Annotated in this window: 25 protein-coding genes and 1 riboswitch; of the genes, 18 read left to right on the forward strand and 7 right to left on the reverse strand. The window is 38.3% G+C overall.

The genetic code is table 11. From position 1 onward, the window contains the following. The first annotated feature begins 7 nt into the window (after window positions 1-7). From lepB to addA, 3 genes are all read left to right on the forward strand, one after another. A complete protein-coding gene (gene lepB / locus BM000_RS13435) occupies window positions 8-559 on the forward strand; it encodes a signal peptidase I (RefSeq protein ID WP_091499439.1) in 552 nt (183 codons plus the stop codon). Window positions 560-711: 152 nt separating this feature from the next. Further along, entirely contained in the window at window positions 712-4,182 is a 3,471-nt protein-coding gene (gene addB, locus BM000_RS13440) for a helicase-exonuclease AddAB subunit AddB (RefSeq protein ID WP_091499441.1), read from the forward strand. After that, the gene (gene addA, locus BM000_RS13445; protein ID WP_091499443.1) at window positions 4,183-7,911 is read left to right on the forward strand and encodes a helicase-exonuclease AddAB subunit AddA; all 3,729 of its coding nucleotides are present in this window, start codon (window positions 4,183-4,185) and stop codon (window positions 7,909-7,911) included. 53 nt (window positions 7,912-7,964) lie between these two features. Here the strand turns inward: addA and BM000_RS13450 are convergent, their stop codons facing one another. Then, window positions 7,965-8,387: a BrxA/BrxB family bacilliredoxin gene (locus BM000_RS13450; RefSeq protein ID WP_091499444.1), complete on the reverse strand. Its 423-nt coding sequence runs from the start codon at window positions 8,385-8,387 to the stop codon at window positions 7,965-7,967. Between the two features lie 827 nt (window positions 8,388-9,214). Between BM000_RS13450 and BM000_RS13455 the strand changes: the two genes are divergently transcribed. The 7 genes from BM000_RS13455 (at window position 9,215) to BM000_RS13485 (ending at window position 15,142) form a co-directional block, all read left to right on the forward strand. After that, the gene (locus BM000_RS13455) at window positions 9,215-9,673 is read left to right on the forward strand and encodes a chemotaxis protein CheX (RefSeq protein ID WP_245751684.1); all 459 of its coding nucleotides are present in this window, start codon (window positions 9,215-9,217) and stop codon (window positions 9,671-9,673) included. 113 nt (window positions 9,674-9,786) lie between these two features. Continuing rightward, window positions 9,787-10,251: a chemotaxis protein CheW gene (locus BM000_RS13460; protein ID WP_091499448.1), complete on the forward strand. Its 465-nt coding sequence runs from the start codon at window positions 9,787-9,789 to the stop codon at window positions 10,249-10,251. 18 nt (window positions 10,252-10,269) lie between these two features. Beyond that, window positions 10,270-10,626 carry a response regulator gene (locus tag BM000_RS13465; RefSeq protein WP_091499449.1) on the forward strand — a complete coding sequence of 119 codons (357 nt, stop codon included), beginning with the start codon at window positions 10,270-10,272 and terminating at the stop codon, window positions 10,624-10,626. A 155-nt stretch (window positions 10,627-10,781) separates the two neighbouring features. After that, the gene (locus BM000_RS13470) at window positions 10,782-11,984 is read left to right on the forward strand and encodes a methyl-accepting chemotaxis protein (protein ID WP_245751680.1); all 1,203 of its coding nucleotides are present in this window, start codon (window positions 10,782-10,784) and stop codon (window positions 11,982-11,984) included. A gap of 531 nt (window positions 11,985-12,515) precedes the next feature. After that, window positions 12,516-13,682: an acyl-CoA dehydrogenase family protein gene (locus BM000_RS13475; protein ID WP_091499451.1), complete on the forward strand. Its 1,167-nt coding sequence runs from the start codon at window positions 12,516-12,518 to the stop codon at window positions 13,680-13,682. Between the two features lie 49 nt (window positions 13,683-13,731). Beyond that, on the forward strand, window positions 13,732-14,643 hold the full coding sequence (locus BM000_RS13480; RefSeq protein WP_091499452.1) for a M14 family zinc carboxypeptidase: 912 nt from the start codon (window positions 13,732-13,734) through the stop codon (window positions 14,641-14,643). Window positions 14,644-14,722: 79 nt separating this feature from the next. Further along, window positions 14,723-15,142 carry a universal stress protein gene (locus tag BM000_RS13485; RefSeq protein WP_091499454.1) on the forward strand — a complete coding sequence of 140 codons (420 nt, stop codon included), beginning with the start codon at window positions 14,723-14,725 and terminating at the stop codon, window positions 15,140-15,142. Between the two features lie 45 nt (window positions 15,143-15,187). On the opposite strand, the gene BM000_RS13490 is transcribed toward BM000_RS13485, so the two are convergent. Genes BM000_RS13490 through BM000_RS13500 form a run of 3 tightly spaced genes read right to left on the reverse strand, consistent with a single transcriptional unit; the run spans window position 15,188 to window position 17,218 of the window. Continuing rightward, window positions 15,188-15,598, reverse strand: coding sequence for a Fur family transcriptional regulator (locus tag BM000_RS13490; protein WP_091499455.1), 411 nt, complete (start codon window positions 15,596-15,598; stop codon window positions 15,188-15,190). Further along, window positions 15,598-16,449, reverse strand: a complete 852-nt coding sequence (locus tag BM000_RS13495; protein WP_091499457.1) for a metal ABC transporter permease — start codon at window positions 16,447-16,449, stop codon at window positions 15,598-15,600. The genes BM000_RS13490 and BM000_RS13495 overlap by 1 nt, the downstream gene beginning before the upstream one ends. Window positions 16,450-16,462: 13 nt before the next feature. Continuing rightward, entirely contained in the window at window positions 16,463-17,218 is a 756-nt protein-coding gene (locus BM000_RS13500; RefSeq protein ID WP_091499458.1) for a metal ABC transporter ATP-binding protein, read from the reverse strand. A gap of 238 nt (window positions 17,219-17,456) precedes the next feature. Here BM000_RS13500 and BM000_RS13505 point away from each other — a divergent pair, with 238 nt between their 5' ends. From BM000_RS13505 to BM000_RS13515, 3 genes are read left to right on the forward strand one after another with little or no spacing between them, the layout of a single operon-like run. Next, on the forward strand, window positions 17,457-17,765 hold the full coding sequence (locus tag BM000_RS13505) for a metal-sensing transcriptional repressor (protein WP_091499460.1): 309 nt from the start codon (window positions 17,457-17,459) through the stop codon (window positions 17,763-17,765). A 10-nt stretch (window positions 17,766-17,775) separates the two neighbouring features. Beyond that, complete coding sequence (locus BM000_RS13510) at window positions 17,776-20,160, forward strand: heavy metal translocating P-type ATPase (RefSeq protein WP_091499461.1); 2,385 nt, start codon at window positions 17,776-17,778, stop codon at window positions 20,158-20,160. 20 nt (window positions 20,161-20,180) lie between these two features. After that, window positions 20,181-20,390 (forward strand): cation transporter, encoded by a 210-nt coding sequence (locus BM000_RS13515; RefSeq protein ID WP_091499565.1) that lies wholly within the window; start codon window positions 20,181-20,183, stop codon window positions 20,388-20,390. 49 nt (window positions 20,391-20,439) lie between these two features. On the opposite strand, the gene BM000_RS13520 is transcribed toward BM000_RS13515, so the two are convergent. Together BM000_RS13520 and BM000_RS13525 are read right to left on the reverse strand one after the other, a co-directional pair. Next, window positions 20,440-20,760, reverse strand: coding sequence for a spore coat protein (locus BM000_RS13520; protein ID WP_091499463.1), 321 nt, complete (start codon window positions 20,758-20,760; stop codon window positions 20,440-20,442). Window positions 20,761-20,775: 15 nt separating this feature from the next. Continuing rightward, window positions 20,776-21,036: a spore coat protein gene (locus BM000_RS13525; RefSeq protein WP_091499464.1), complete on the reverse strand. Its 261-nt coding sequence runs from the start codon at window positions 21,034-21,036 to the stop codon at window positions 20,776-20,778. Between the two features lie 146 nt (window positions 21,037-21,182). Between BM000_RS13525 and BM000_RS13530 the strand changes: the two genes are divergently transcribed. Together BM000_RS13530 and gcvH are read left to right on the forward strand one after the other, a co-directional pair. After that, complete coding sequence (locus BM000_RS13530) at window positions 21,183-21,539, forward strand: arsenate reductase family protein (protein WP_091499466.1); 357 nt, start codon at window positions 21,183-21,185, stop codon at window positions 21,537-21,539. A gap of 15 nt (window positions 21,540-21,554) precedes the next feature. Then, window positions 21,555-21,938, forward strand: a complete 384-nt coding sequence (gene gcvH, locus BM000_RS13535; RefSeq protein WP_091499467.1) for a glycine cleavage system protein GcvH — start codon at window positions 21,555-21,557, stop codon at window positions 21,936-21,938. A 54-nt stretch (window positions 21,939-21,992) separates the two neighbouring features. On the opposite strand, the gene BM000_RS13540 is transcribed toward gcvH, so the two are convergent. Next, the gene (locus BM000_RS13540) at window positions 21,993-22,415 is read right to left on the reverse strand and encodes a TlpA family protein disulfide reductase (protein ID WP_245751686.1); all 423 of its coding nucleotides are present in this window, start codon (window positions 22,413-22,415) and stop codon (window positions 21,993-21,995) included. Between the two features lie 112 nt (window positions 22,416-22,527). Next, window positions 22,528-22,643: riboswitch (SAM riboswitch) on the forward strand. 133 nt (window positions 22,644-22,776) lie between these two features. Here BM000_RS13540 and BM000_RS13545 point away from each other — a divergent pair. The 3 genes from BM000_RS13545 (at window position 22,777) to BM000_RS13555 (ending at window position 25,340) form a co-directional block, all read left to right on the forward strand. Further along, entirely contained in the window at window positions 22,777-23,802 is a 1,026-nt protein-coding gene (locus BM000_RS13545; protein WP_091499470.1) for a methionine ABC transporter ATP-binding protein, read from the forward strand. Then, on the forward strand, window positions 23,795-24,460 hold the full coding sequence (locus tag BM000_RS13550; RefSeq protein WP_091499472.1) for a methionine ABC transporter permease: 666 nt from the start codon (window positions 23,795-23,797) through the stop codon (window positions 24,458-24,460). The genes BM000_RS13545 and BM000_RS13550 overlap by 8 nt, the downstream gene beginning before the upstream one ends. A gap of 61 nt (window positions 24,461-24,521) precedes the next feature. Further along, window positions 24,522-25,340 (forward strand): MetQ/NlpA family ABC transporter substrate-binding protein, encoded by an 819-nt coding sequence (locus BM000_RS13555; protein WP_091499474.1) that lies wholly within the window; start codon window positions 24,522-24,524, stop codon window positions 25,338-25,340. The last annotated feature ends 126 nt before the right edge of the window (window positions 25,341-25,466 follow it).

Consider the following 25,466-nt stretch of genomic DNA (forward strand, 5'->3'; position numbering starts at 1 on the left):
GACAGTCATGTTTAAGCAAAACACCAATCATAATCAATGGCATGTTATGAAATTATTCATGACCTTTCTCTTGTTGTTTGTTTTTATTAAGGCTTATGTGTTTTCAAGCTTCGTAGTGGATGGCATTTCAATGGAACCAACTTTGAAGGATGGCAATATGATTATGGTTAACGAGATGGTTTATACGTACCAAGCGATTGACCACTTTGATATTATTGTCTTTAAAAATGAAGATGGAAGCTACTTTGTCAAGCGTGTTATCGGACTTCCTGGTGACCAGGTTGAAATGAAAGAAGGTCACTTATACCTAAACGGTAACAAGATTGAAGAAAGTTACATTAATTATATTCAAATTGACAGCATTCTTATGGATTTTAATTTAGAGGAAATTACTGGAGAATCCCATATACCAGCGGGAAAACTATTTGTATTAGGTGATAATCGTGAACGAAGTTTGGATAGTCGTAATTTTGGCTTTATAAATCAGGAGAGTGTTGTTGGCAAAGTTGATTTGCACTATTGGTCAATGAGTCAATTAGCGGTAAAGTTGATAAATTAAAAAGCTATTAAATTAAGCATCTATTAATACGGATGTTTTTTTTTGATTTGAAAAGGTAACGTATTTAATCGTTGTATGTTAGAATAATAACATGAGAACAAATGATCGTTTTAGTTAAATTAATTAAAGAACTATAAAAAGGGTGAATAAAGGTGGGTATTCGACTGTTATTAGCACCTGCAACGATTGCTAAAGGTGAACAATGTATAAATGAAATTAGACAAGAATTAAAGGAACGACCATTAGGACACCCCATTGTATATTTAGTACCAGAGCAAATGACATTTCAACAAGAATATCAGTTATTACATGGCGACAATATTAATGGCAGCATACGGGCTCAAGTACTAAGCTTCTCGAGACTTGCTTTTCGGATTATGCAGGAGCAAGGTGGTGTGACGAGAACGTTTATAAGCTCAACAGGCATTCAAATGATGCTAAGAAGAATTATTGAGCAAAAGAAAACAGATTGGGAGATCTTCCAAAAATCGGTTGAAAAAAAAGGCTTTATTGAGCAATTAGAAGCGATGATTACCGAGTTTAAGCGCTATCAAGTGACACCTGAGATGTTGGCGGCACAATTAGAAAATGCAGAGCAATTAGGGAATAAGAAGCAATTAGAGAGCAAGCTTGCAGATTTACATTATCTCTATCAAGCATTAACGGATGTTTTGGCGAACCAGTACATAGATGGAGAGGACCAATTAGCTTTATTAGCGGAGCAGATTCCAACATCAAACTATCTTACCGATGCAATTGTTTATGTTGATGGGTTTCATCGCTTTACCCCACAGGAGCAAGCTGTACTTTCAGCGCTAATGAAGAAAGCAGCGCAAATAACGTTTACGTTAACCCTTGATAAAAAGCAAGTGACCGATCAAGCTGATCGCTTTGATTTGTTTAGTCAAACAAGGACGACTTTGGCAAATTTAAATGAAATGGCAGAGAACAATAATCAAGCGCTCACTATTGACTGGTTAGAAGAAGAAGGGATTGCGCCATTTCGTAAACATTTAGCCGACTATTTCGACCATCGTCCAACCCCTGTTTATGGAGAGAAACCACCGATTCGGATTGCTTGTGCTGTTCATCCACGAGCAGAAATTGAGGGAATTGCCCAGGAAATATTATCATATGTTCGGGATGATCACTATCGTTTTCGTGATATTGCCATTCTAATGCGCAATCAAGACTTATACTTAAATTTAATTGAAACAATTTTTGCGGATTATGGTATACCTGTGTTTATTGATCAAAAAAAATCAATGCTTCATCATCCAGCAATTGAGTTAGTCAGGTCATTATTAGAAATAATTTTAACCGACTGGCGTTATGATGCCGTGTTTAGGCTATTAAAGACAGGGTTAATTCTCCCGTCAGATGATCGCTTTCCACTTGATCAGGATGCTGTCGATACGTTAGAGAATTATGTTATTGAATATGGCATCAGGGGTAGAAAGCAATGGTTAGGGGAGCAAGATTGGGTTGTGCAACGCTTTAAAGGATTCGAGAATCATTTGCAAACAGACACTGAGCGCGAGCAACAAGCTCAGATTAATGCTTACCGCAAGCAAATTATCACTGCTCTTGATAAAGTCGACACTGCTTTTAGGCAGGTGAAAACAGTTAAAGAAAAGGCGGTCGTTCTTTATCGGTGGTTAGAGCAAATGCAGGTTAATCAGCAGCTAGAGCTTATGCAGCAAACGTTTGAACGGAATGGTCAAGTAGAACGTGCTCGAGAACAGGAACAAGTATGGCAAGCTATCGGACAGTTGCTTGACGAAATGGTTGAAATTATTGGCGCTGAGCAAATATCTAATCAGCTTCTCCAACAAACGTTAGAGGCGGGATTGGATACATTAACCTACGCTCATGTCCCACCTACCATTGATCATGTTGTGGTGGGTTCAATTGACCGGTCACGTATATCGCAAGTGAAAGTTGCCCTTCTTATAGGTGTTAACGAAGGAAATTGGCCGACAAAACCCAAAGTTGACACAGTGCTTTCTGAATTGGAACGAGAACAACTAAGCGAACAAGGTATAGTGTTAGCGGATAGTGAAACGCAGCAACTTATTGATGATTGGTTTTATATTTATTTGGCAGTGACACTTGCATCAGAACGGATTTGGCTTAGCTATCCTTTAAGTGATACTGAGGGGAGGTCTATGGTTCCAGCCACCCTAATTAAACGGTTTCAGGATCTTTTTCCTAACTTAGCCGATCCGGTTATGTTGCAGGATCCTGAAGAATTGATTGAAGCGGATCGGTTTATTACAACTGCTGGGAAAACGCTTTCTGCATTAACTGCACAATTAGCTAAGTACCAACGTTCTTATCCAATTGATCCTGTTTGGTGGAGTGCTTTAAATTGGTATATAACAAAGAAACATACTGATGCGCAGATTATCCCTATATTACAAAGTCTCTTTTACAGAAATGACCCCGTTTCGTTGTCAGAGCAGACAGTCACTAATTTATATGATAAGAAAATCCAGACAAGTGTCTCAAGAATGGAAATGTACCATCGTTGCTCTTATCAACATTTTGCTAAGCATGATCTCGAATTAGCGGAGCGAAGCACATATAAGTTAGATGCTCCAGATATTGGGCAATTGTTTCATGAAGCGTTAAAGACAATTACCGAATGGGTTCGAGAGGAGCAGCGATCATTTAAAGATCTTTCTAAGCAAGATGCCTATGAACTAGCTGAACGTGCAATTTTACGATTAGCACCTATTTTACAACACCAAATTTTGCATAGCTCAAATCGTTACCAATATATGAAGAAGAAACTCGAACAGATTATTGCGCGGGCAACCTTTATGTTAAGTGAACAATCTAGAAAAAGCGAGTTTTCTCCTGTTGGTCTAGAAGTTGGATTCGGACTAGCGAATAGTCCAATCGATCCAGTAACAATGCAGCTTCCTAACGGCTTCGAATTATTGCTACGAGGTAGAATTGATCGCGTTGATCAAGCAAAAATAGCAGACCAGCTTTATTTAAGAATTATTGATTACAAATCTAGTGCTAAAGGTCTTAATTTAGTAGATGTTTATTATGGTTTAGCCCTGCAGATGCTTACTTATCTCGATGTTATTATTAGTCAATCAGAGCAATGGCTTGGTATGAGAGCATCACCAGCAGGCGTTCTCTATTTTCATGTCCATGATCCGATTTTAAGTGAACAGCAAGCAATTAGCCAAGAAACACTGGAAGACAAGCTCTTAAAAAAATATAAAATGCAAGGATTGCTTATTAATAACGAACAAGTGGTTAAGAAAATGGATACTGGGCTTGAGACTGGTATCAGTCCAGTTATTCCTGCTGGCTTTAAACGAGATGGATCATTTAGAAGCGGTTCACAAGTTGCCAGTCCCGAGGTATTTACGACATTACAACTGTATGCACGACAGGTTATTGAACAAGCTGGAATCGCTATTACTAGTGGTAAGATTAAGTTAAATCCATTTAAGCAAGAGCAACAGACAGCTTGTCAATTTTGTACATTTAAATCAGTTTGCCAATTTGATCCAGGTGTGCCAGGCCACCAGTTCCGTAAGCTTCAGCCATTAACTGACGAACAGGTAATAGGTAAATTGCTAGATAGGGGGAAGAGCTAAATGCCGAAATGGACAGCACAGCAGGAAGAGGCTATTTATACGGCCGGTGAGGATACATTAGTTGCTGCGGCAGCTGGTTCGGGGAAAACGGCTGTCCTAGTTGAACGGATAATTCAAAAGGTTTTAGACGATCAACAGCCCATTAATATTGATCAGTTACTTGTCGTTACTTTTACCAATGCAGCAGCTCAGGAAATGCGTAATAGGGTAGCTCAGGCTCTTGAACGAGCACTAAACGATAAGCCAGAATCCAAACATTTAAAAAAGCAAATAACCTTGTTACAACAAGCTTCAATTTCTACTTTGCATTCATTTTGTTTAGAGTTAATTAAACGAAATAGTTACTTGTTGGACATTGATCCAGGTTTTCGAATTGCAGATGATATTGAAGCTGATCTTCTTAGACAAGAGGTTTTAGACACTCTTTTTGAAGAATGGTACGGGCAGGCTCTAGACGACCAAGAAGCATTTTATAGTGTAATTGATCGTTTCTCAAGTGACCGAAGTGATCAAGACGTTGAGGCGCTTGTATTAAAGCTATACAATTTTTCAATGCAAAATGCTTCACCGGCACGATGGCTAGCGCAAATTGTAGCGCAATATAATGTGACAGCACCGATTCAGGAACAGGAGATACCTTGGCTGATTCTGCTTAAACAGCATGTAGAGGAGCAGTTGCATGCAACAATAGCAGAAGTGGAGCGGGGGTTAATTATTGCTAATGCATATGATGGACCTTATCATTATGTCGAAGCCTTAGAACAGGACCAAGCATTAGCATTAGCTTTGATAGCTGAGCTTAATAAAGGTTGGGACATGGCTCAGCAAGCATTTCTTGAGTTGAACTTTAAAGCCCTTTCCCGCAAAAAAGTGGATTGTGACGAAGGGAAAAAAGAGCAGGTAAAGACAATCCGTAATAGAGTTAAAAAACGGTTAACAGAGATAAAAGATCAACTTTATATGCGTTCATTGGATGCACATTTAACTGATATGCGGGAGTTGTATCAGCCAATTAAACAATTAGCTGAATTAGTTAATCAATTTCACACCAGCTATCAAAAAATAAAGAAGGAAAAAGGACTCGTTGATTTTACTGACCTTGAACATTTTGCTATTCAAATTCTAAGTAATCAAATAAGTGATAATAAAGAATATCTACCGTCAACAATTGCTTTAGCTCTGAGAGAAAAATATACTGAAGTTTTAGTGGACGAGTATCAGGATACGAATATGGTGCAAGAAACCATTCTTCAGTTGATATCAAAGGAAAAACCAGGGAATTTATTTATGGTTGGCGATGTTAAACAAAGTATTTATCGCTTCCGCCATGCCGAGCCAGCTTTATTTATTGATAAATATAAAAAATTCTCAAATCAAGAAATTCAAGGGAAACGGATTGATTTGGCGAAGAACTTTCGGAGCCGAGAACAGGTCTTAACAGCAACTAATTTTATATTTAAGCAATTAATGGATGAACGTCTAGGTGAAATTAACTACGATCACGATGCAGCCCTTATCTATGGTAATTTAACCTATGACCAGGCAGATAAGTCTGACCCAGAGGCAGAATTAATTATTATTGATCGCGCTGACGGGGCACCTAATGCTGAAGCATCCGAATCTATTACTCACGAAGGTGAGACAGATCTTGCTAAAGCTGAAATTGAAGGCAGAGCTTATGCCAAGCAAATAAAGCAATGGATTGGTCATGACACGTCAAACCCTACACAAATATTTGATAAAGACACAGGTGTATCGCGACAGGTGCAATACCGAGACATTGTTATTTTACTACGCTCCATGTCATGGACACCAGTTATTATGGAGGAATTAAAAAAACAAGGTATTCCAGTCTATGCTGAACTAGCATCAGGATATTTAGCTGCAATAGAGATTCAGATTATGCTTAGTCTTTTAAAAATAATTGATAATGCGAAACAGGATATTCCGTTGGCAAGTGTACTGAAATCACCTATCGTTGGGTTAAATGAGGAAGAGCTAGCACAGATTAGAATTGTTAATAAAAAAGATAGTTATTATCAAGCTTTATTAACCTATAACAGTTCTGGCTCTAACTCAGCTTTACAGTACAAAATTAACCAGTTCTTAAAACAACTTAACAAGTGGCGAGAGCAGGCGCGGCAAGGAAGCTTATCAGATTTAATTTGGCTAATTTATCGAGAAACTGGGTACTATGACTTTGTCGCAGGTATGCCAGGTGGTAGACAGAGACAGGCTAATTTAAGAGCATTGTATGATCGAGCAAGAGGCTATGAGCAAACATCATTCCGTGGTCTATTTCGATTTTTACGTATGATTGAACGGATGGAGGAACGCGGCGAGGACTTAGGGGCTGCGCGTGCCCTTGGTGAAAGTGAAGATGTTGTTAGAATTACAACAATTCATAAAAGTAAAGGTTTAGAATATCCCATTGTTATCCTCGGCGCCTTGGGTAAGGTGTTTAATCAACAAGATTTACGTCAACGTTATTTACTGCATAAGGATTTAGGCTTTGGAAGTCGCTATATTGATCCAATTAAGCGAATTATGTATCCTACACTTATGTTTCAATCGATCAAGCACAGGCTACAGAGAGAGCTGTGGGCTGAGGAGATGCGGGTTCTCTATGTCGCTATGACACGAGCGAAAGAGAAACTAGTCATGATTGGAACAGTTAACAATTTTGAAAAGAAACAAGAGAAGTGGCAGGAGCTTCTTGAGCATAACGATTGGATCATTCCAGTGGCAGCTCGACTTGAAGCAAGTAGTTATTTAGATTGGTTAGGCACAAGTCTAATCCGTCACCGTCACGGAACGGTACTAAGAGGTAAACAAGGAATTACTTCTTTAACACCGGATATCGCCGATGATGTTTCTCAATGGAAAGTTACTATTGATAACGCTAGTGATTATCATCTAAAACAGGAAGCGGGGCAGGAAGTGCGCCTTGATTTACAAGCAATAATTACTGGAGAGCAATCTGTTCCACTTTCCGATTCTAAATTGGATGAACACGTTGAGGGGAGGCTATCCTATCACTATCCCTACCAAGAAGCAACGAGCTATCGAGCAAAGCAGAGCGTAACCGAGATTAAAAGGCAAAAAGAACACCTTGATGAGAACAGTGGTAATGAAATGATTGCACAGCTTATTCCTCATATCAGTGAGCGACCACGCTTCATGCAATCAAGTCGTGCCCTAACAGCTGCGGAAATCGGTACAGCCATGCATACTGTAATGCAACACATTCCGCTGGAGCAAGAATGGTCACAACAGACAATTAAGAATTTTGTGGCTAGCTTAGTTAACAGAGAAATTCTTTCAACAGATCAAGCAGATGCAATTGATCTAGCTTTAATAGCAGATTTCTTTGCTAGTAAGCTTGTTACTCTGGTTAAACAGGCAGTTCGAATTGATCGAGAGGTTCCGTTTAGCTTAATGCTTCCAGCTAATCAAATTTATCCAAGCTGGCAAACGGCAGAAGATGATCAAATCTTTGTTCAAGGTGTTATTGATCTGCTTATTAAAACAGACGAGGGCTGGTATATTATTGATTATAAAACTGATCAGGTAGCGTCGAAAGTTAATGATCATGAGAAATTACGCTTAAAAGAAAAATACACAACACAAATTAATCTTTATCAGACTGCAATTGAGCAAATTTTAAAAATTAAAGTTAAGCAAAGCTTTTTATACTTTTTCAATCAATCTTTTTATATTAGTTTATAAGCAAAAAGTGCCCAAACCATTTTGGTATTGGGCACTTCTTAATAAGTATTAATCTATTCAAAGCTACTTAAAATCCGTTGAATAAATGTATCCGGATCAGCACCTTCAATATCTTCACGAGGAATAAAATGTTTAACTTTATTATCCTCTAAAATTGCTACGGATGGTGAAGATGGAGGGATTTCACCAAAATACTCACGCATTTTCGCTGTTGCCTCACGATCTTGCCCGGCAAAAACAGTCACCATATTATCAGGCTTTATGCCACCTTCATTCGTTGCATATATAACTGCGGGACGTGCTAAACCGCCAGCACAGCCACAAACAGAATTGACTAGCACTAATGAAGAGCCCTTTGCATTCGCCATAAACTGGTCTACTTCTTCCTCGGTAGTAAGCTCCTTAAAGCCGTTGTTAGTAAGCTCATCTCTCATTGGTTGAGAAACTTCGCGCATATAAGCTTGATAAGCATCCATAAAAAATTACCCCTTTCAAATCATTGTCAAAACGAATTATTTGCATTTCATTAGCCATCATTTCGCTAAGCATGGCTAAATGAAGTTAGCTTTATTTTAACATAATTTTTTAAGAAGTATGCCTTAAAAGCATTATAAATTGAATTAAGGAAGGTTAACATCCCTATATCTTAGCTGAGTGACCGATAATAAGCGCTATTTTCGCTTCTACTCCTAATTTTACATGATTGGACAGATTCATTTATGTTAAACACCCAACTAAATGTGGATAAGCAATGGATGAGACTCCTGCGGGAAGAGTGGGGATGATAGACTAAACCCGTCCTGTCCTGGGTCAACGTCTAATTGACCTACATCCTGTAGGTCCGAAGCCATTGTTTTTCGGAACGACATAGCGCGCCAAATGGATAAGATAGTCAACATGGTTAGTAAATACCGACTCTCCCAAACAGTTTCAAGGCTTCATCACTATTTTCAGTGTGTAAAAGTTGAGTTAGCATTCCCTTTAACCAGCTTTTTCTCAACTCACTATATAGTACAGAATTATAAATTATTTACATAAAAACGCAGATATAGCAGAGCATTAATTAATTAGTAGTTTAGATAAATTATCGCCATTATCAAGATGGGGAAATCAGGAAATGGTATTCGCCTATCTAGCTACTTTCGTTGCTACTAAGCACACGCATAACGTTTTAATTAACTTTTTAGTTCGAAAAACTTTACATTTTAGTTTTCTAACCGAAAAAAACAGTAGGTGTAAAAAGTTCAGATAAAAAAGACCTATTTAATATGAAATGGGCATTTGGGAGGGTTTCAGCTTGACTGTGCAAGAAAAAAGTATTAATGAAATTATTAAGGCAATATACAACGGAACAATTGTTAGTGTGAAAAAAATTGTTCCAATTGATCCGACGTTTGGCAGTCCTAGCCTGGTAGAACCACCACTCGCAGTTGAGTTTGGGGTAATGATCGGCTTTACAGGAGAGATTAAAGGTGAATTGGTGCTTCAGGCTAATGCCAGCTTTTTTAAAGAAATTGGCGAAGCAATGTTCGGGATGCCTTTATCGGATGAGATGCTTGACTCATTTGCTGGAGAGCTAGGAAATATGATCGCTGGAAGTTTATCAACCTATTTATCTAGTGTTGATATTAATACCGATATAACCCATCCAACGCTACTAAAGGGGGATGCCAGTCTGTTAGGGTTCAAACGTGCTTTATTAGTGGAAATAACTTATGCTACTCAACAAAAATTGACGCTTCATCTCTTGTTAAATCAGTAAAATGACTTAACTCCTTATTGATTTATAGGAGTAAAGCGGGTATTCTTTAAATTAAGCGGATTTTTAATTAACTTTTCCATATGATTGATTTTTATAGGTAAAGGAGTGTAGAAATGGCTACTGAGAAGTATATTGTATTTCAACTTAATGGACAAGAGTATGGTGCAAGTATTCAGCAAATTGTATCAATTGAAAGGATACAAGAGATGGTATCTTTACCTCAAGTATCGGCTTTTATAGAAGGAATCACCAAATTACGTGGTGATGTCATTCCAGTTATCGACCTGAAGACTAGAATGCGCTTACCTTCATCGGAAAAAACTGACCAATCCCGTATGCTTGTTGCCCTTGTCGATGATCTATCAGTGGGCTTTATTGTTGATGCTGCATCAGATGTAATTGATATTAATACGTCAATTATTGAGGACGCACCAACAACAATTAAAGGTGTAAATGCAAACTTCTTAAGTGGGGTGGCTAAATTAGAAGATCGCTTGTTGTTGCTAATTGATTTAGCCTATGTACTAAATTACGAAGAACTAAATGAGGTAAAGCAAGCAGTTGAAGAGAATGACTAAAAAGGAGAACCTATAGATATGGCACGTATTCTAGTAACCGATGATGCAGCATTTATGCGTATGCAATTAAAAAATATTTTTCAATCTCTTGGCCATGAGGTAGTTGGGGAAGCTGAAAATGGGCAAGTTGCAATTGATATGTACAACGAAGTTAAACCTGATTTAGTAACGATGGATATTACTATGCCTGAGCTAAATGGAGTAGAGGCCGTCAAAGAAATAAAAAAACATGATCCAAATGCAACCATTGTTATGTGTTCTGCAATGGGTCAACAGCAAATGGTGCTAGAGGCTATCCAAGCTGGTGCAAAGGACTTTATTGTTAAGCCATTTGATCAGGATCGAATCAAGCAGGCAATTGAAAAGATTTTCTAAGCAGCGCTTACATACGATTACGCAGAAGATATTAATATCTTTTGCGTTTTGTTTTTTTATTCATATACATTCCAAATAAGCTGATATACAATATAGATAGGCTATATGGATTACATGATAACATGTAGCCATCAATTGAGAGGAGTTGCATTGCATTGAAATTACATCCAGTTTTAGTAACACTAACCGTAAGCTTACTACATATGGGGGCATTTGGGTACTTTATAATCACTGCCAATGCTCTAGATGAAATAGGGTTTGACATCATTACCATTACCCTAGCTGCTGTCATTATAAGTCTAACTATTGGACTATTTTATCGGAGAGGTCAAAGAAGAACATTAGTAGATATTAAAAATAAGTTAGTAGAGATTTCAAATAACGACGATCTTATTTTAGGAAAAAACGATTTACACAGTATTCAAGTATTAGTAACTAATATTGCTGAACAGATGAGCGATCAGCAGGAAAATATTGTTCAATTAAAAGAAAGAATGATTCAGCAGGCTACAGAGGTAAGCGAAAGTGTCATTGGTTTGGCAGAGGACAGTGCAAACATATCTGTAACGATGCAGGAAATATCTACTGGAGCTGATGAGCAAGCCCAATCAGCAGCAACACTGACAGAGACAATGCAGAGCTTTACCAGTACAATTATGACTATTGCGCTAAATGGTGAAAATATTAAAACTGAATCAAACAATATGCTAACGATTACCAAAGAAGGTCGAGAATTAATGGATAAGTCTGTTGATCAAATGAAGATTATTGATCAAACCATTAAACAATCTTTGGACAAGGTTAAGGGCTTGGATGATATGACACTGAAAATTACTAAGCTTGTTACGGTTATTCAGGAGGTTGCCGAGCAGACAAATCTTCTTGCGCTTAATGCAGCAATTGAAGCAGCTAGAGCTGGTGAGCACGGCAAAGGTTTTGCTGTTGTTGCAGACGAAGTCCGCAAATTAGCTGAACAAGTAAGTCTATCTGTTAGTGATATTACAGAGACCACTACAGGGATTCAGCGTGAATCCGCAGCAGCGGTCGGCGTACTAGAAGAAGGCTATCAGGCGGTGGGTGAAGGATCAAGCCAAATTCAGACAACTGGTGAGACGATTAAAAAACTGAATACAATTATTAATGGTATGAGTACTGAAATTACATCGGTAGCAAATTCTTTGTATGAAGTTTTAGACAATACCAAAGTAGTCAATGATTCAATTACTAATATTGCAAGTGTATCCGAGGAATCAGCAGCAGGAATTGCTGAGGCGGATTCCTCTGCGGAGCGCTTGACTCAATCAATTGAACAGATTCGTGAGATGCAAACAGAGTTAAAACTTGAATTAACCAATTAGGTAATATTAGGAGAAAAGGTATAGTTAGGACATAACTAAATATAAAAATTAAGTATCCGAACATTTTGTCTAAGCGAGGTTTTTTACCGAAGCACTATATGCTTTCAGACATTATGTTTGGATATTTTTATCTAGTTAACTCAGCTTTCGCATTAACATATTAAGGTGCAGCTATCCTCGCTGAGGGTTGGACGAAGAATTAAGTCTACGTACTGACATGACCAGTAGTTATTTTAGTGAATAATCACTTTCTATTGTCATTAACTCTTAGTGGAGATATGTTTCGCTTTCTGTAGTCGCGTATTATCCAAAGAAAGTCTGCATGGGTATTGCATACGGACTCGACTAAACACGATCAAGGCTTAATGACTATTTTCAGTGTGCGAAAATTGAGAAGTAAATCTTTTATTCCGGCCTCTTTTCTTGTAAGGGGTAAAGCTAAATAATGGTGGTGCAATTGCTAACCAAGGATTTTGCTTCTAGAGGTTATTTTGGTTAGAATAAGGATAGTAAAGTTAGAGGAGGATTTAAATGGCTATTTTTGATGCTTTTATCCAGAATGAACGACAACAACAGCTTATTAAAAAAGTAGCTCGTTTAGCTGAAGGAGTAGCTAAACGTGTAGCAGAGGCTGAGGAGAATGCACAGTTACCAGAAGGGACCATAGCTGATTTAAAACGAGAAAACTACTTTTCTTTGACCTTACCAACAAAGTTAGGTGGGGAAGGGTTATCACTTTATGAATTTTTACTTATTCAAGAGCGATTAGCGGTTGGCGATGGTGCTACTGCACTCTCAGTTGGTTGGCACCTAGGTATTGTAAAGGAATTAGCGGAAGAGCAGCTTTGGGATCAAGCTGTTTTTAATCCGTTTGCAAAGGAAATTGTGGCGGAGCAAGTTTTAGTAAATCGGATTGCATCAGAACGCGCAACGGGTAGCCCGACCCGTGGTGGGATTCCTGAAACGATAGCAACTCGTCAAGGTAATCACTATCTAATTTCTGGAAGAAAGACCTTTTCAACGATGGCCGCTGTTTTAGACTATTACATTGTTTCAGCATATATTGACGATTTAGATCAGGTTGGTTCGTTTTTAATTAGTGCCAAGCTTCCTGGAATATCAATTGAGAAAACATGGGACACGATGAGCATGCGGGGTACGGGCAGTGATGATCTTATCTTTGATCAGGTTAAAGTTGACCAAGCGCTGCTCGTGGAGCAGAATAAGCAAGCAAATCCCAACAAGGCAAAAGGATGGCTATTACATATTCCCGCATGCTATCTTGGCATTGCAATTGCAGCACGCAATGATGCAATTAACTTTGCTAAGAATTTTAAACCGAATAGCTTAAATACACCAATAGCAGAGGTCGCACACATTCAACAAAAAATTGGGGAAATGGACTTGAAGCTTATGCTGGCACGCCGGTTTATGTATGGTGTTGCTGAGCAATGGGATCAGTCTGGACCGGAACAACGAAAGCTATTAAGTGCCGAACTAGCTGCAACTAAAACAATTGCGACTAATATTGCGACTGAGGTTGTTGATTTAGCAATGAGAATTGTTGGTGGCCGTGGACTTTCTAAGGACTACCGTTTTGAACAATATTACCGTGATGTCAGAGCAGGATTACACAATCCACCAATGGATGACATGGTCGTGCAACTCCTAGCTAAGCGTGCTTTAGCAGAGCAGTAACATAAATACCCTCTGTGTGATCATAGTCTTAATAGGGGGTGTTTTTCTTATGTATCAATCATTTAATCCAAAGCAAGTGTATCACTTTGAGCAACTGGAGCAGGATCTAACAATCCTTTCAGATCATATGAATCATCTTTGTGAGCTTAGGATTATCGGTTACTCAGTTGAAGGAAGACCTATTTATGCGTTTAAAATTGGATCAGGTGAAAAACGGGTATGTATTACAGGAGCACATCACGCTAGAGAATGGCTAACGACAAACTTAATTGTTGATTTTATTTATCATTTGTTGTTTGATCAGACCTGGGCTTGGTTAACAATTAGGGAGGATTGGTTACGTGCAATAACTTTTTGGTTTGTTCCAATGGTTAATCCAGATGGTGTCAAGCTTGTACAACAAGGAAGTGTTGGGTTAGTTAATCAGAAAAACCTATTAACGTGGAATCGAGAATCAACTGATTTCGAGCGTTGGAAGGCAAATGCTAGCGGTGTCGATTTAAATCGGCAATATCCTGAAGGTTGGGAAATAATTCAAAATGATCCTGGTTATCCTAGTGAAAGTCATTATAAAGGAGAAAACCCCTTATCAGAGCCAGAAGCACAAGCTTTACACGATTTTGTCAGCACACATAAGATGGATTGTGCGTTAGCCTATCATTCGTCTGGTGAAGAAATTTTTTGGCGTTATCTATTAGAGCAATCAGTCTATCAGCAATTTCAGCCGCTAGCAAATGAGCTCGCTCAAGTGACTGGCTATCAGTTAATTGATCCCGGTGAGAATCCGAGTGGTGGCGGGTTTATTGATTGGTTTCTAATGACCTTTAAAAAGCCGGGTTTTACAATAGAAATCGCTCCATCTGTTGGACCCAAGCCTGTCCCGTTATCGATGTATAATCAAGTATTTCAATCAAATGAACTCGTTTTATATGTAATAGCCGACTTTTTAATTAATAAGTAAGCGTAAAAAGGTTTAAGTTAAGTTAAAAAAGGTAAGAGATAGATGTAATAATCTCTTAAAAATTGTTAGGGGTGGTCACATGTTTAATCAAATTTTACTTGCTTCAGACGGTTCTGAATATGCTATTCGGGCTTGTGAGAAAGCAGTAGCTTTGGCTGAGGGGAATTCAAGTGCAAAAGTAACGGTATTATATGTTGTTGATGGATCAACTTCTCGCCTCGATGCAACACAGCACTGGAATGCTGAGGATATTGATAAAAGTCGTAAGGAGAAGCTAGCGATTTGTGAACGTAAATTGGAACAAGCAGCTATTACTTATGAAATTAAGATTTTACATGGTGATCCAGGTCCGACAATTATTGAATATGCGAATGAACATAATGTTGATATTTGTGTTATCGGAAGTAGAGGTTTAAACGGCTTACAAGAAATGGTGCTAGGAAGTGTAAGTCACAAGGTTGCTAAACGTGCAAACTGTCCAGTTATGATTGTTAAATAAAGAAGAGTGAAGGCTAAGAAAGGTTATTTCTTAGCCTTCACTCTTTTATTGCTGACAATGTGGACATAAGCCATAAATTTCGAATTTATGATCATCAATAACAAAATTGTTTAGCTCAGTCGGTAATCGATCCATTGGGCAAGCGTGTATCTCTTTAGTTAGCCCACAATCTTTACAGATAAAATGATGATGATGGTGCTTAGCGCAACTCATTTGATAGTTCTTTTCGCCATTTAATTCTGTTGATTCTAAGATGCCAAGTTGGTTAAATAAATGTAGATTGCGGTAAATTGTATCAAAGCTAATTCCTTCGAAATGAGGCTCAAGGTATGCTAGTAAATCCTTAGCAGTTCGGTAGCGATCCTCGTTAGCAAAGAAGGTCAAGATCATTTCTCTTTTATCGGTATATTTATAGCCAGCTTCTTTCAGAAGGGCTAATGCTTCTTCAATCTTCATTATATCGCCCGCTTTCTCTTCATGTTAAGCCAAACCCTTTTAAGCGTAATAGTGAGTAATAGGCTCGTAATCAAAACCATCACAATTGTTCCACCAGGTGGTATCTCTAAGTAATAGCCAGAAATCAAGCCGATGATAATCGCTAGTTCACCAAACATAATTGAAAAAAGAATGGTCTGCTTGAAGCCACGAGCTATCCGAATACTCGCCGCAACAGGTAAGGTCATTAATGCAGATACAAGTAAAACGCCAACAATACGAATTGACGCAGAAATAACCAGTGCGGTTAGAACAATAAATAAGAAGTGAATACGTTTAGCATGTATGCCTGATACCTTTGCGTGCTCTTCATCAAAGGATAACATAAACAGCTCCTTATAAAAAATACTTAAAATAACAATTACAATAGTGGCTATAATAATAATACCATATAAATCATTTCTACTTACCGCTGAGACAGAACCGAATAAATAATTATATAGATCATTGTTAAAGCCATCAGCTAATGAGATGAAAATAACGCTTAAACCTACACCTGCTGATAAAATAATCGGAATAGCAATCTCCTGATAAGCGTGATAAATACTGCGCAACCTTTCAATGAAAATAGCTCCAAACACAGAAAATAATGTTCCCGAGTAAAAAGGAGTTAAAAAAAGAACACCGTATCGTTTTTCTAAAAATAGTCCGAAAGCAATTCCAGCCAAGGCAACGTGAGAAAGACCATCAGCAATTAATGATAGCCGTCTTACGACAACGAAGGAACCAAGTAGTGGGGCAATTAGTCCAATTAATAGCCCAGTATATAATGTATTTTGTAAAAATTCATATTGAAAAAAATGTGTCAGCATTTTTTGCACTCCTTTAATGTTGATGCGTCACAATATTTAAATCGTGTCCGTAAAATTGAGATAATTGGTGCTCAGTTAAATTGGTAAAGTCGCTTGTATTACCATGAAAATGAATGGATTTATTTAAGCATGCTACCCCATTAGCGTACTTTGTCATCGTTCCAACATCATGAGAGACGAGAAGAAGTGAAATGTTTTGCTCACTATTTAATTTGTGCAGGAGTTGATAAAATTTTTGAACATTCTCAGTATCAATCCCGACAGTTGGTTCATCAAGAATTAAGAATTTAGGATCACTAACAAGCGCACGCGCAATAAAAATTCGTTGTTGTTGGCCACCCGATAGGTCGCCAATATTCTGATTTAAATAGTCAGACATGCCAACTAAGTCAACAGCCTCAATTATTTTTTGGCGATGTCCTTGGTTAAAAAACTTAAAATAACCAACTTGAGCAGTTAAGCCGGTTGAAACGACTTCCTTGACTGTTGCTGGAAATCCTCGGTTAAAGCTGTTTGCTTTTTGCGAGACAAAGCCAATCTTGTTCCAATCATTAAATTCAGTAATATCTTGACCGAACAAGCTAATTTGCCCTTGTTGCGGTTTAATTAACCCGAGGATTAACTTAATTAAAGTGGTTTTTCCACCACCATTTGGTCCAACTAGACCTAAGAAACTGCCTGTTGGAATCGTTAGATTTATGTTGTTAAGTGCCATTTTATCTTCATAGGCATATTTAATATTTTTCATTTGTACAATTGATTTGTTCATAGCTAAAACTCCTGACTTAAAGATGTAATTAGTAAAAAAACGTTAAGCTATCTCATCTCAGATTTTAAAAGCACAATTATTTAAACGGATAGGATGTTAATTATACATAATATAGGTCAATGTCATTGTAGCTGAAATATATTAAAATGTAAATAAGAATAATTACGGTTTATAAACAAGGTAATTAATTTGACTTTTATACTATAGGGGGGTATAGTATGTTTGAGAGGTGGTTATTATGAATCAAGTTAATCAGAATTCAACAAGACATTCACATCATCGAACTGAGCAAGATAAGCAGAAGCTGTTGACGCGTTTAAAGAAAATTGAAGGGCAAGTTCGAGGAATACAGAAGATGGTAATTGATGATCGCTATTGTGTTGATATCATGGTTCAAATCTCTGCGATCAATGCCGCATTAAAGAAAGTAGGCTTTACAATGATGGAGGATCATGTCAACCATTGTGTTAGTGATGCCATTCAGGATGGAACTGGCGAAGCGTCGGTTGCAGAGCTGATCAAAGTTGTAAAGCAGTTTAGCAAATAGGGGGATAGACATGGAAAATATAATTCTTGATATAGAGGGAATGACATGTGCAGCATGTGCGAATCGCATTGAGAAGGGCTTAAATAAGCTTGAAACAGTTGATGCTACTGTGAATCTAACTACAGAACGGGCAGCGATTAGCTTTAACGAACAAGCTATTTCTGTTGATCACTTTGTGGAAAAGGTGGAAGAGCTGGGCTATCAAGTTAGCAGTGAAAAAAAAGACTTTATCATTACGGGAATGACATGTGCAGCGTGTGCCAATCGCATTGAAAAAGTGCTGATGAAGCAGCAGGGTGTTACAGAGGCAACAGTTAATTTGACAACCGAGGTAGGCACCGTTCAATTTCTTTCAAGCGTGACGACACCAGACCGTATCGTGACAGCTATTGAAAAAATTGGCTATGGAGCAAAACTAAAAGATAATCAGGCGCAAGGGGAAACAGGAAGAGAACGTGTCATTAATCGCTTGAAAAGAAAAGTAATCATTTCTTCAATACTGACATTTCCGTTGTTTCTTACGATGGCAGTCCATTTATTCCAAGCACCTATGCCTGCCCTCCTTATGAACCCGTGGTTTCAGATGCTGTTAGCTACTCCTGTTCAGTTTTATATCGGTTGGCAATTTTATACCGGTGCTTACCGAAGCTTAAAAAGCGGTTCGGCAAACATGGATGTATTGGTTGCACTTGGAACCAGTGCTGCTTATTTTTATAGTGTTTATGAGGGCTACTTAACTTTAGAGCACCAAGGGATGGGGCACATGGGTCATGCCGATCTTTATTTTGAAACAAGTGCAATGCTAATTACGCTAATTATTCTAGGGAAATATCTAGAGGCAGTAGCCAAAGGGAGAACAACAGAAGCTTTATCCAAGCTGTTAGGCTTGCAAGCCAAGCAAGCACGGGTACTTATTAATGGTGAGGAGAAACTCCTTCCTATTGATCAGGTGAAGGTAGGTGACACCATTATTATTAAGCCAGGTGAAAAAATCCCCGTCGATGGTGAGGTTATCTCTGGCAAAAGTGCGATTGATGAATCGATGTTGACAGGTGAATCTATTCCAGTTGAAAAGACAGTTGCTGATACAGTCATTGGTGCAACCATGAACAAAAATGGTAGCTTAACGATTAAAGCAACAAAAGTAGGTGAGGATACCGCTCTAGCCAATATCATTCGTATTGTTGAAGAAGCTCAAGGCTCTAAAGCACCAATTCAGCGTTTAGTAGATAAGATTTCTGGTGTTTTTGTACCGATTGTTGTGGCAGTTGCTATTATTACGTTTATCATATGGTATTTCTTTACGCCAACAGGCTTTGAACCATCGTTCGTAGCGGCAATTGCAGTTTTAGTTATTGCTTGTCCGTGTGCGCTTGGGCTTGCTACGCCAACATCAATAATGGTGGGGACTGGTAAAGCTGCTGAGCTTGGTATCCTATTTAAAGGTGGCGAGCACATTGAAGGAGCTGGTAAAACACAGGTGGTTGTCTTTGATAAAACCGGTACAATTACACATGGCAAGCCAGTCGTAACCGATTATCAAGGCTCAGACCAAACGCTAGCCCTTATAGCAAGTGCAGAGCATAACTCGGAACACCCTTTAGCAGATGCGATTGTCCAATATAGTAAGGACAAGGCGCTGGAATTGCATAAGGTTGACGACTTTCAAGGGGTACCAGGTCATGGGATTGAGGCTCGAATTGCCGATCAAACCGTTCTTGTTGGGACACGGAAATTTTTGCAAGACCATGAGATTGATGTTGCTAACTATGAGATAGAAATTGACCAGTTGGAGCAACAGGGAAAAACCGTGATGTTAATTGGGATTGATCAAGCCTTTCAGGGATTAATTGCTGTTGCAGATACGGTGAAAGATAATGCTAGACAAGCACTAGACGAATTAAAACACATGGGTATGGAACTCGTTATGCTTACTGGGGATAACGCAACCACTGCCCGAGCCATTGCAGAAGAAGTTGGGATTGAGCGTGTCATTGCCCAGGTTGTTCCAGAGCAAAAAGCAAAAACAATTGAGAAGCTTCAGGCTGAAGGAAAGAAAGTAACAATGGTGGGGGATGGCATTAATGATGCGCCGGCCCTTGTTGTCGCTGATACAGGTATTGCCATTGGTACTGGTGCAGATGTGGCTATTGAAGCAGCTGATGTGACGATTCTAGCTGGTGATCTTGCATTACTTCCGAAAGCATTTAAAGTTAGTCAAGCAACAATTAAAAATATTAAACAGAATTTATTCTGGGCATTTGCTTATAACAGTGCGGGAATTCCAATTGCGGCATTTGGCTTGCTCGCTCCATGGATCGCTGGAGCAGCCATGGCATTTAGCTCTGTTAGTGTGGTCAGCAATGCATTACGATTAAAACGGGTAAAAATATAAGTTGGAGAGGTTGAGTGAAAATGAATGATTTAAAATTAGAGGTAGTGGGTATGAGTTGCGGTCATTGTAAAAAAGCAATTGAAGCAGCATTAACTGAGCATGCGGCAGTCGAGTCAGCAGAAGTTAGTTTGGCAGAACATACAGTCGCTATTTCATATCAAGAAGCGGCTATTAGCATAGCTGAACTAAAGACAATTATTGAAGAGCAAGGTTATCAAGTACAAAGCTAGAGTGAAGGCAATTAAAGAAAACAGGGCTTAAGCTGAAGCCCTGTTTTCTTTAATGAACGGGAAATTGATTCATATAACCAGAAAATTGTTGAACGGTTTGATTGATTTGTTGCGCATCTGCTTTATCTAAGCTGTACCAACCATTTTTAAACATTAAGTTATAAAGGTTTCGTTGTTGGTTTTGCGTCTCAGTAAAAATTTGCAAAACCGTTTGATACAACGTTTGATTACTTGCTTCGTTTAGTGCGGTACAGTAGGCGTCAGTCATATACTTTTCAGAAGCTAATAAGTCGTTAATAATATCACGATCGTTTAATTGTGCCGTTTTTTCAATTTGCGTCTCTGGATTTTGTACTTTATTTTGCTGCATAATCAACTTTCCTCCTTAGTGAACCATTTGGTTGCTATTATTTTTGGCGTAATTTAATAACAGCTGGTAGTGACGTTCATGCATCTGATAGACCTGCTCAGCCGCTTGTTTAATTTCTGGTAGTTTACAATCCTGTGCTAAAAAGTTTGCCTTTTTAATTACACCAAGATTCCATGACATCATGTCGCTTAAGTAGAGTAAATCCTTTGAGCTAATCATCTCTGGTGGTTGCTGCATGTTGCCACTATTGTTTGATTCAAATGTTTGTTGCACCATTGTTTCCTCCTCTTTATTTAGGGTATACTTTTAATGTGGCTTATTTGTGTACATTTATGCACGATTGGATAGGTAGATAATTGGTAAAGTTTTTCACATCAAATTATACTTATCAATATCTTAACTAGAATTAGGGGGATCTTACGATGGCTTTAAAATTTTATAGCTACCCAAAGTGTGGCACATGTAGAAATGCAAAAAAATGGTTAGAAGAAAATGACGTACAATTTGATGAAATTCATTTGATTGAACAGCCGCCTTCTACAACAGAACTGAAAGAAATGATTGATAAAAGTGGTTTACCATATAAACGGTTTTTTAATACCAGTGGCTTAAAGTATCGTGAACTTGGCTTAAAGGACAAACTCGCTGATGCGTCTGACGATCAGAAACTTGAATGGCTAGCATCTGATGGTATGTTAATTAAACGCCCATTAGCATTTGATGGTGTTCAAGTTACCGTTGGCTTTAAAGAAGAGCAATATAAACAAACATGGAAGTAAAGTGGGGGGGATACTATGGCAGTACATGCAGAATTACGTTATTCAGAGGATCATATCTGGGTGAAGATAGAGGATGGTCAGATCAGAATTGGGATAACTGAGCATGCTCAAGATGAATTAGGTGATATTGTTTTTATCGAGCTACCTGAGCAGGGAGATCAATTTGAAGCTAGTCAGACTTTTGGCAGTGTCGAGTCGGTTAAAACCGTTTCTGAGCTGTATGCGCCGATTACTGGTGAGATTGTTGCGGTAAACGAACAGTTAGACGAGCAGCCTGAATTAATTAATACGGCACCATATCAAGAAGGTTGGATTGTGGTCATTAAACCAGAGGATTTAAGTCAGCTCGATCAGCTTATGACAACAGATCAATACACAGATTTCCTTAAACAAGCATAAAACAGAACGAGCAGTTTCACATAATGATTGTGAGAGCTGCTCGCTTTCTTTTGCTTAAATTAATTGAGTTAAAGCCGTCATAATCTCCATTGTATTCGCTTGGTCAGTAAATTGATTGATAATGGTGCCGTTTTGATCAATAATAACAGTCGTCGGGACACCCAAACACTTATACTTTCGATAAACCTCAATCCCATTATCAACAAGGGTTGGTTGTGTCATGAAACTATTAAAGTAGCGGATAGCATCCGCCTTGCTTCGCTCGCGGCCACTTACATTAATCGTGATAAATTTAACTTTATCTGAGTCAATTGATTGGAATAATCGTTCCTTTAATGGCATATCATTGCTACAATCAGGACACCAAGATGCCCAAAAAGTGAGCACAACAATTTTTCCAAAGTCATCAGACAAACAGTAGCTTTCATTTTTATTTAGATAATTTAACGTGAAATTAGGTGCTTGCACATGGCTCATTCCTTTTAGTGAGATCATCCTGAGTATATCATAATGAGAAAATTATAAAAAATGATTGACACATTATTTGACACATGCTAATATCAATTTTAGTTAATTAAATAGTTCGAAACTCTTATCAAGAGAGGCGGAGGGACTGGCCCGATGAAGCCCGGCAACCGTTAAACATATCGATGTTTAAAAAGGTGCCAATTCCTGCAGAGCATGTAATGCTATGGCAGATGAGAGAAGTGAAAAGACCTATATTATCATATAGCTAACGTCTTTCTGCTCTGATCTCATCTCAGCAGATAGGCGTTTTTTTAATTGTCAAAAATGTTATCTATTCTTTAATAGAACGGTGATGAAACGGGGGAGTCGAATGATCAAAATCGAACAGTTATCGAAGGTGTTTAAGACAGCAAATCAAACTGTTCAAGCTGTCGATCAAATGAACTTATCAATTAACAAAGGTGAAATCTTTGGTGTAATTGGCTATAGTGGTGCTGGAAAAAGTACCTTTATTCGGTTAATTAATCGCTTAGAAGAACCGTCTACCGGTAAGGTCATAATTGAAGATCAAGAAATTACGCGCCTAAATAAAAAGGATTTGCGGCTATCGAGGCAAGAGATTGGTATGATCTTTCAGCATTTCAATCTATTATGGTCTAGAACCGTTCGTGAGAATATTGCCTTTCCGTTAGAAATTGCTGGTGTTAGTAAGGCTGAGCGTAATGCCCGCGTAAGTGAATTAATTGATCTTGTTGGTCTTACAGGTAAGGAGAATGCATATCCCGCTCAGCTTAGCGGTGGTCAGAAGCAACGTGTCGGCATTGCCCGTGCTCTAGCAAATAACCCGAAAGTGTTATTATGCGATGAAGCAACTTCAGCCCTTGATCCTGAGACAACTGATTCCATTCTCGCTTTATTGGTTGATATTAACGAAAAGCTGGGTCTAACCATTATTTTGATTACGCATGAAATGCATGTCATTCAAAAGATTTGCCGCAATGTTGCGGTCATGGAGGATGGTAGAATTGTTGAGCAGGGTAGCGTCTTAAATGTATTTTCACATCCTAAACAGCCAGTAACAAAAAAGTTTGTTGAGCAAGTCATGGGTAAGCCAGAGGATGAAGAGACTGAAGAATTGTTTATCCAACACAGTAATTCTGGTCAGGTTTTGAAGCTTCAGTTTATTGGTGAAACAACACATCAGGCGATCATTAGTCAAGTCGCAAAGAAGTTTGATGTTGAGTTAAATATTTTACAAGGTAGTGTTAAGCAGACTCAAGCTGGGGCATATGGTTCGTTATATCTTCTGGCAATTGGTGAGCCGGAGACGATTAATCAGGCATTAGCATTTATTCGTGAAACCTCTGTTGAAGTGGAGGTGATACAGCATGGCTAATCTTTTTCCAAATGTGGATTGGTTTGATTTAATTGAAGCAACCGGTGAAACCTTCTACATGACGATTATTGCCCTTGCAGGTACATTATTAATTGGTATTTTATTAGGCTTATTACTGTATCTCTCAGCACCTGGTGGCTTGTGGGAAAATAAGTACATTAATTTTATTACAGCAAGTCTAGTCAATATTTTTCGAGCCATTCCATTTGTGGTGTTAATCCTCTTGTTAATTCCATTTACCAACTTTTTATTTGGAACTTTTCGAGGACAGGATGCTGCTTTACCTGCCTTAATCATTGGCTCAGCCCCGTTTTATGGTCGACTCGTTGAGATTGCGCTTCGAGAAATTGATAAAGGGGTCATTGAAGCAGCAAAAGCGATGGGTGCTAAGACATCAACCATTATTTTTAAAGTGTTGTTAAAAGAATCGCTACCTGCTCTGGTATCAGGGTTAACGGTTACCGCAATTGCCTTAATTGGCTACACAGCTGTTGCGGGTGTTATCGGTGCTGGAGGCTTGGGTGACTATGCTTATTTTTATGGGTTTGCCAGACGTGATTTTGATATCGTGTTTGCATGTACCGTCTTAATTGTTCTACTTGTGTTTTTATTTCAATTTATTGGAGACATTATCGCCAATAAATTAGATAAAAGATAAGATTAATGTGATTCAGTAGCTGAATCCTTAATTTATAAAAAAAAAAAGAGGGGAAATAACGATGAAAAAACTTATAGTTGCTTTAACTGTGTTGTTAACCGGTATTATTTTAGTAGCATGTGGTGGTGGAGATTCAGATGAAAACGAAATTACTGTAGGGGCTACGAGTGTTCCGCATGCCGAAGTACTTGAGCAAGTTGCACCAATCCTAGAAGAAGAAGGCATTACCTTAACGATCGAAACATACTCTGACTATTTTATTCCCAATGAAGATCTGTCTAATGGTGAGTTAGATGCAAATTACTTCCAACACATTCCATTCTTTGAATCTGAAAAAGAAGAGAAGGGTTATGACATTGTCAACCTTGGTGGCGTTCATATCGAGCCAATGGGTGTCTATTCTCAATCAATCGCAAGCATTGATGATATTGCAGACGGAACAGAAGTTATTATTAGCCGAAACGTCCCTGACCATGGCCGTATTCTTGCTTTGTTTGAAGCAAATGGATTAATTACATTAGATCCAGATGTAACAAAATCAGTTGCGACAATAGAGGATATTATTGACAATCCATTAAATCTTGTTTTTTCACCAGACGTAAATCCTGAATTCTTGGTAGAGGCGTATGAAACCGAGCAAGATACCCTAGTAGCGATTAATACCAACTATGCGATTGAAGCAAACCTATCACCTGTAGAGGACGCATTATTTGTTGAAGGTTCTGATTCATTATATGTCAATATCGTTGCTGCCCGAGCAGAGGATGAAGATAATGAAGCGTTATTAAAGCTTGTTGAAATCCTGCAATCGGAAGAAATTCAGAACTTTATTACTGAACAGTATAACGGTGAGGTTGTTGCCGTAGGGTCAGAAGGGTAAGGAGTTAGAAAAATATACAATAGTTAAGGGATTTGTAGAATTTCTAACAAAAAGCCTGTTATATAAAGTTGATCCGTACAAATCAAGTTAAATCGCTTCTTAGTCTAGTAAATGGCTTTTGGTCTT

The organism is Amphibacillus marinus, assembly GCF_900110345.1.
Taxonomy (GTDB): Bacteria; Bacillota; Bacilli; order Bacillales; family Amphibacillaceae; genus Amphibacillus_D; species Amphibacillus_D marinus.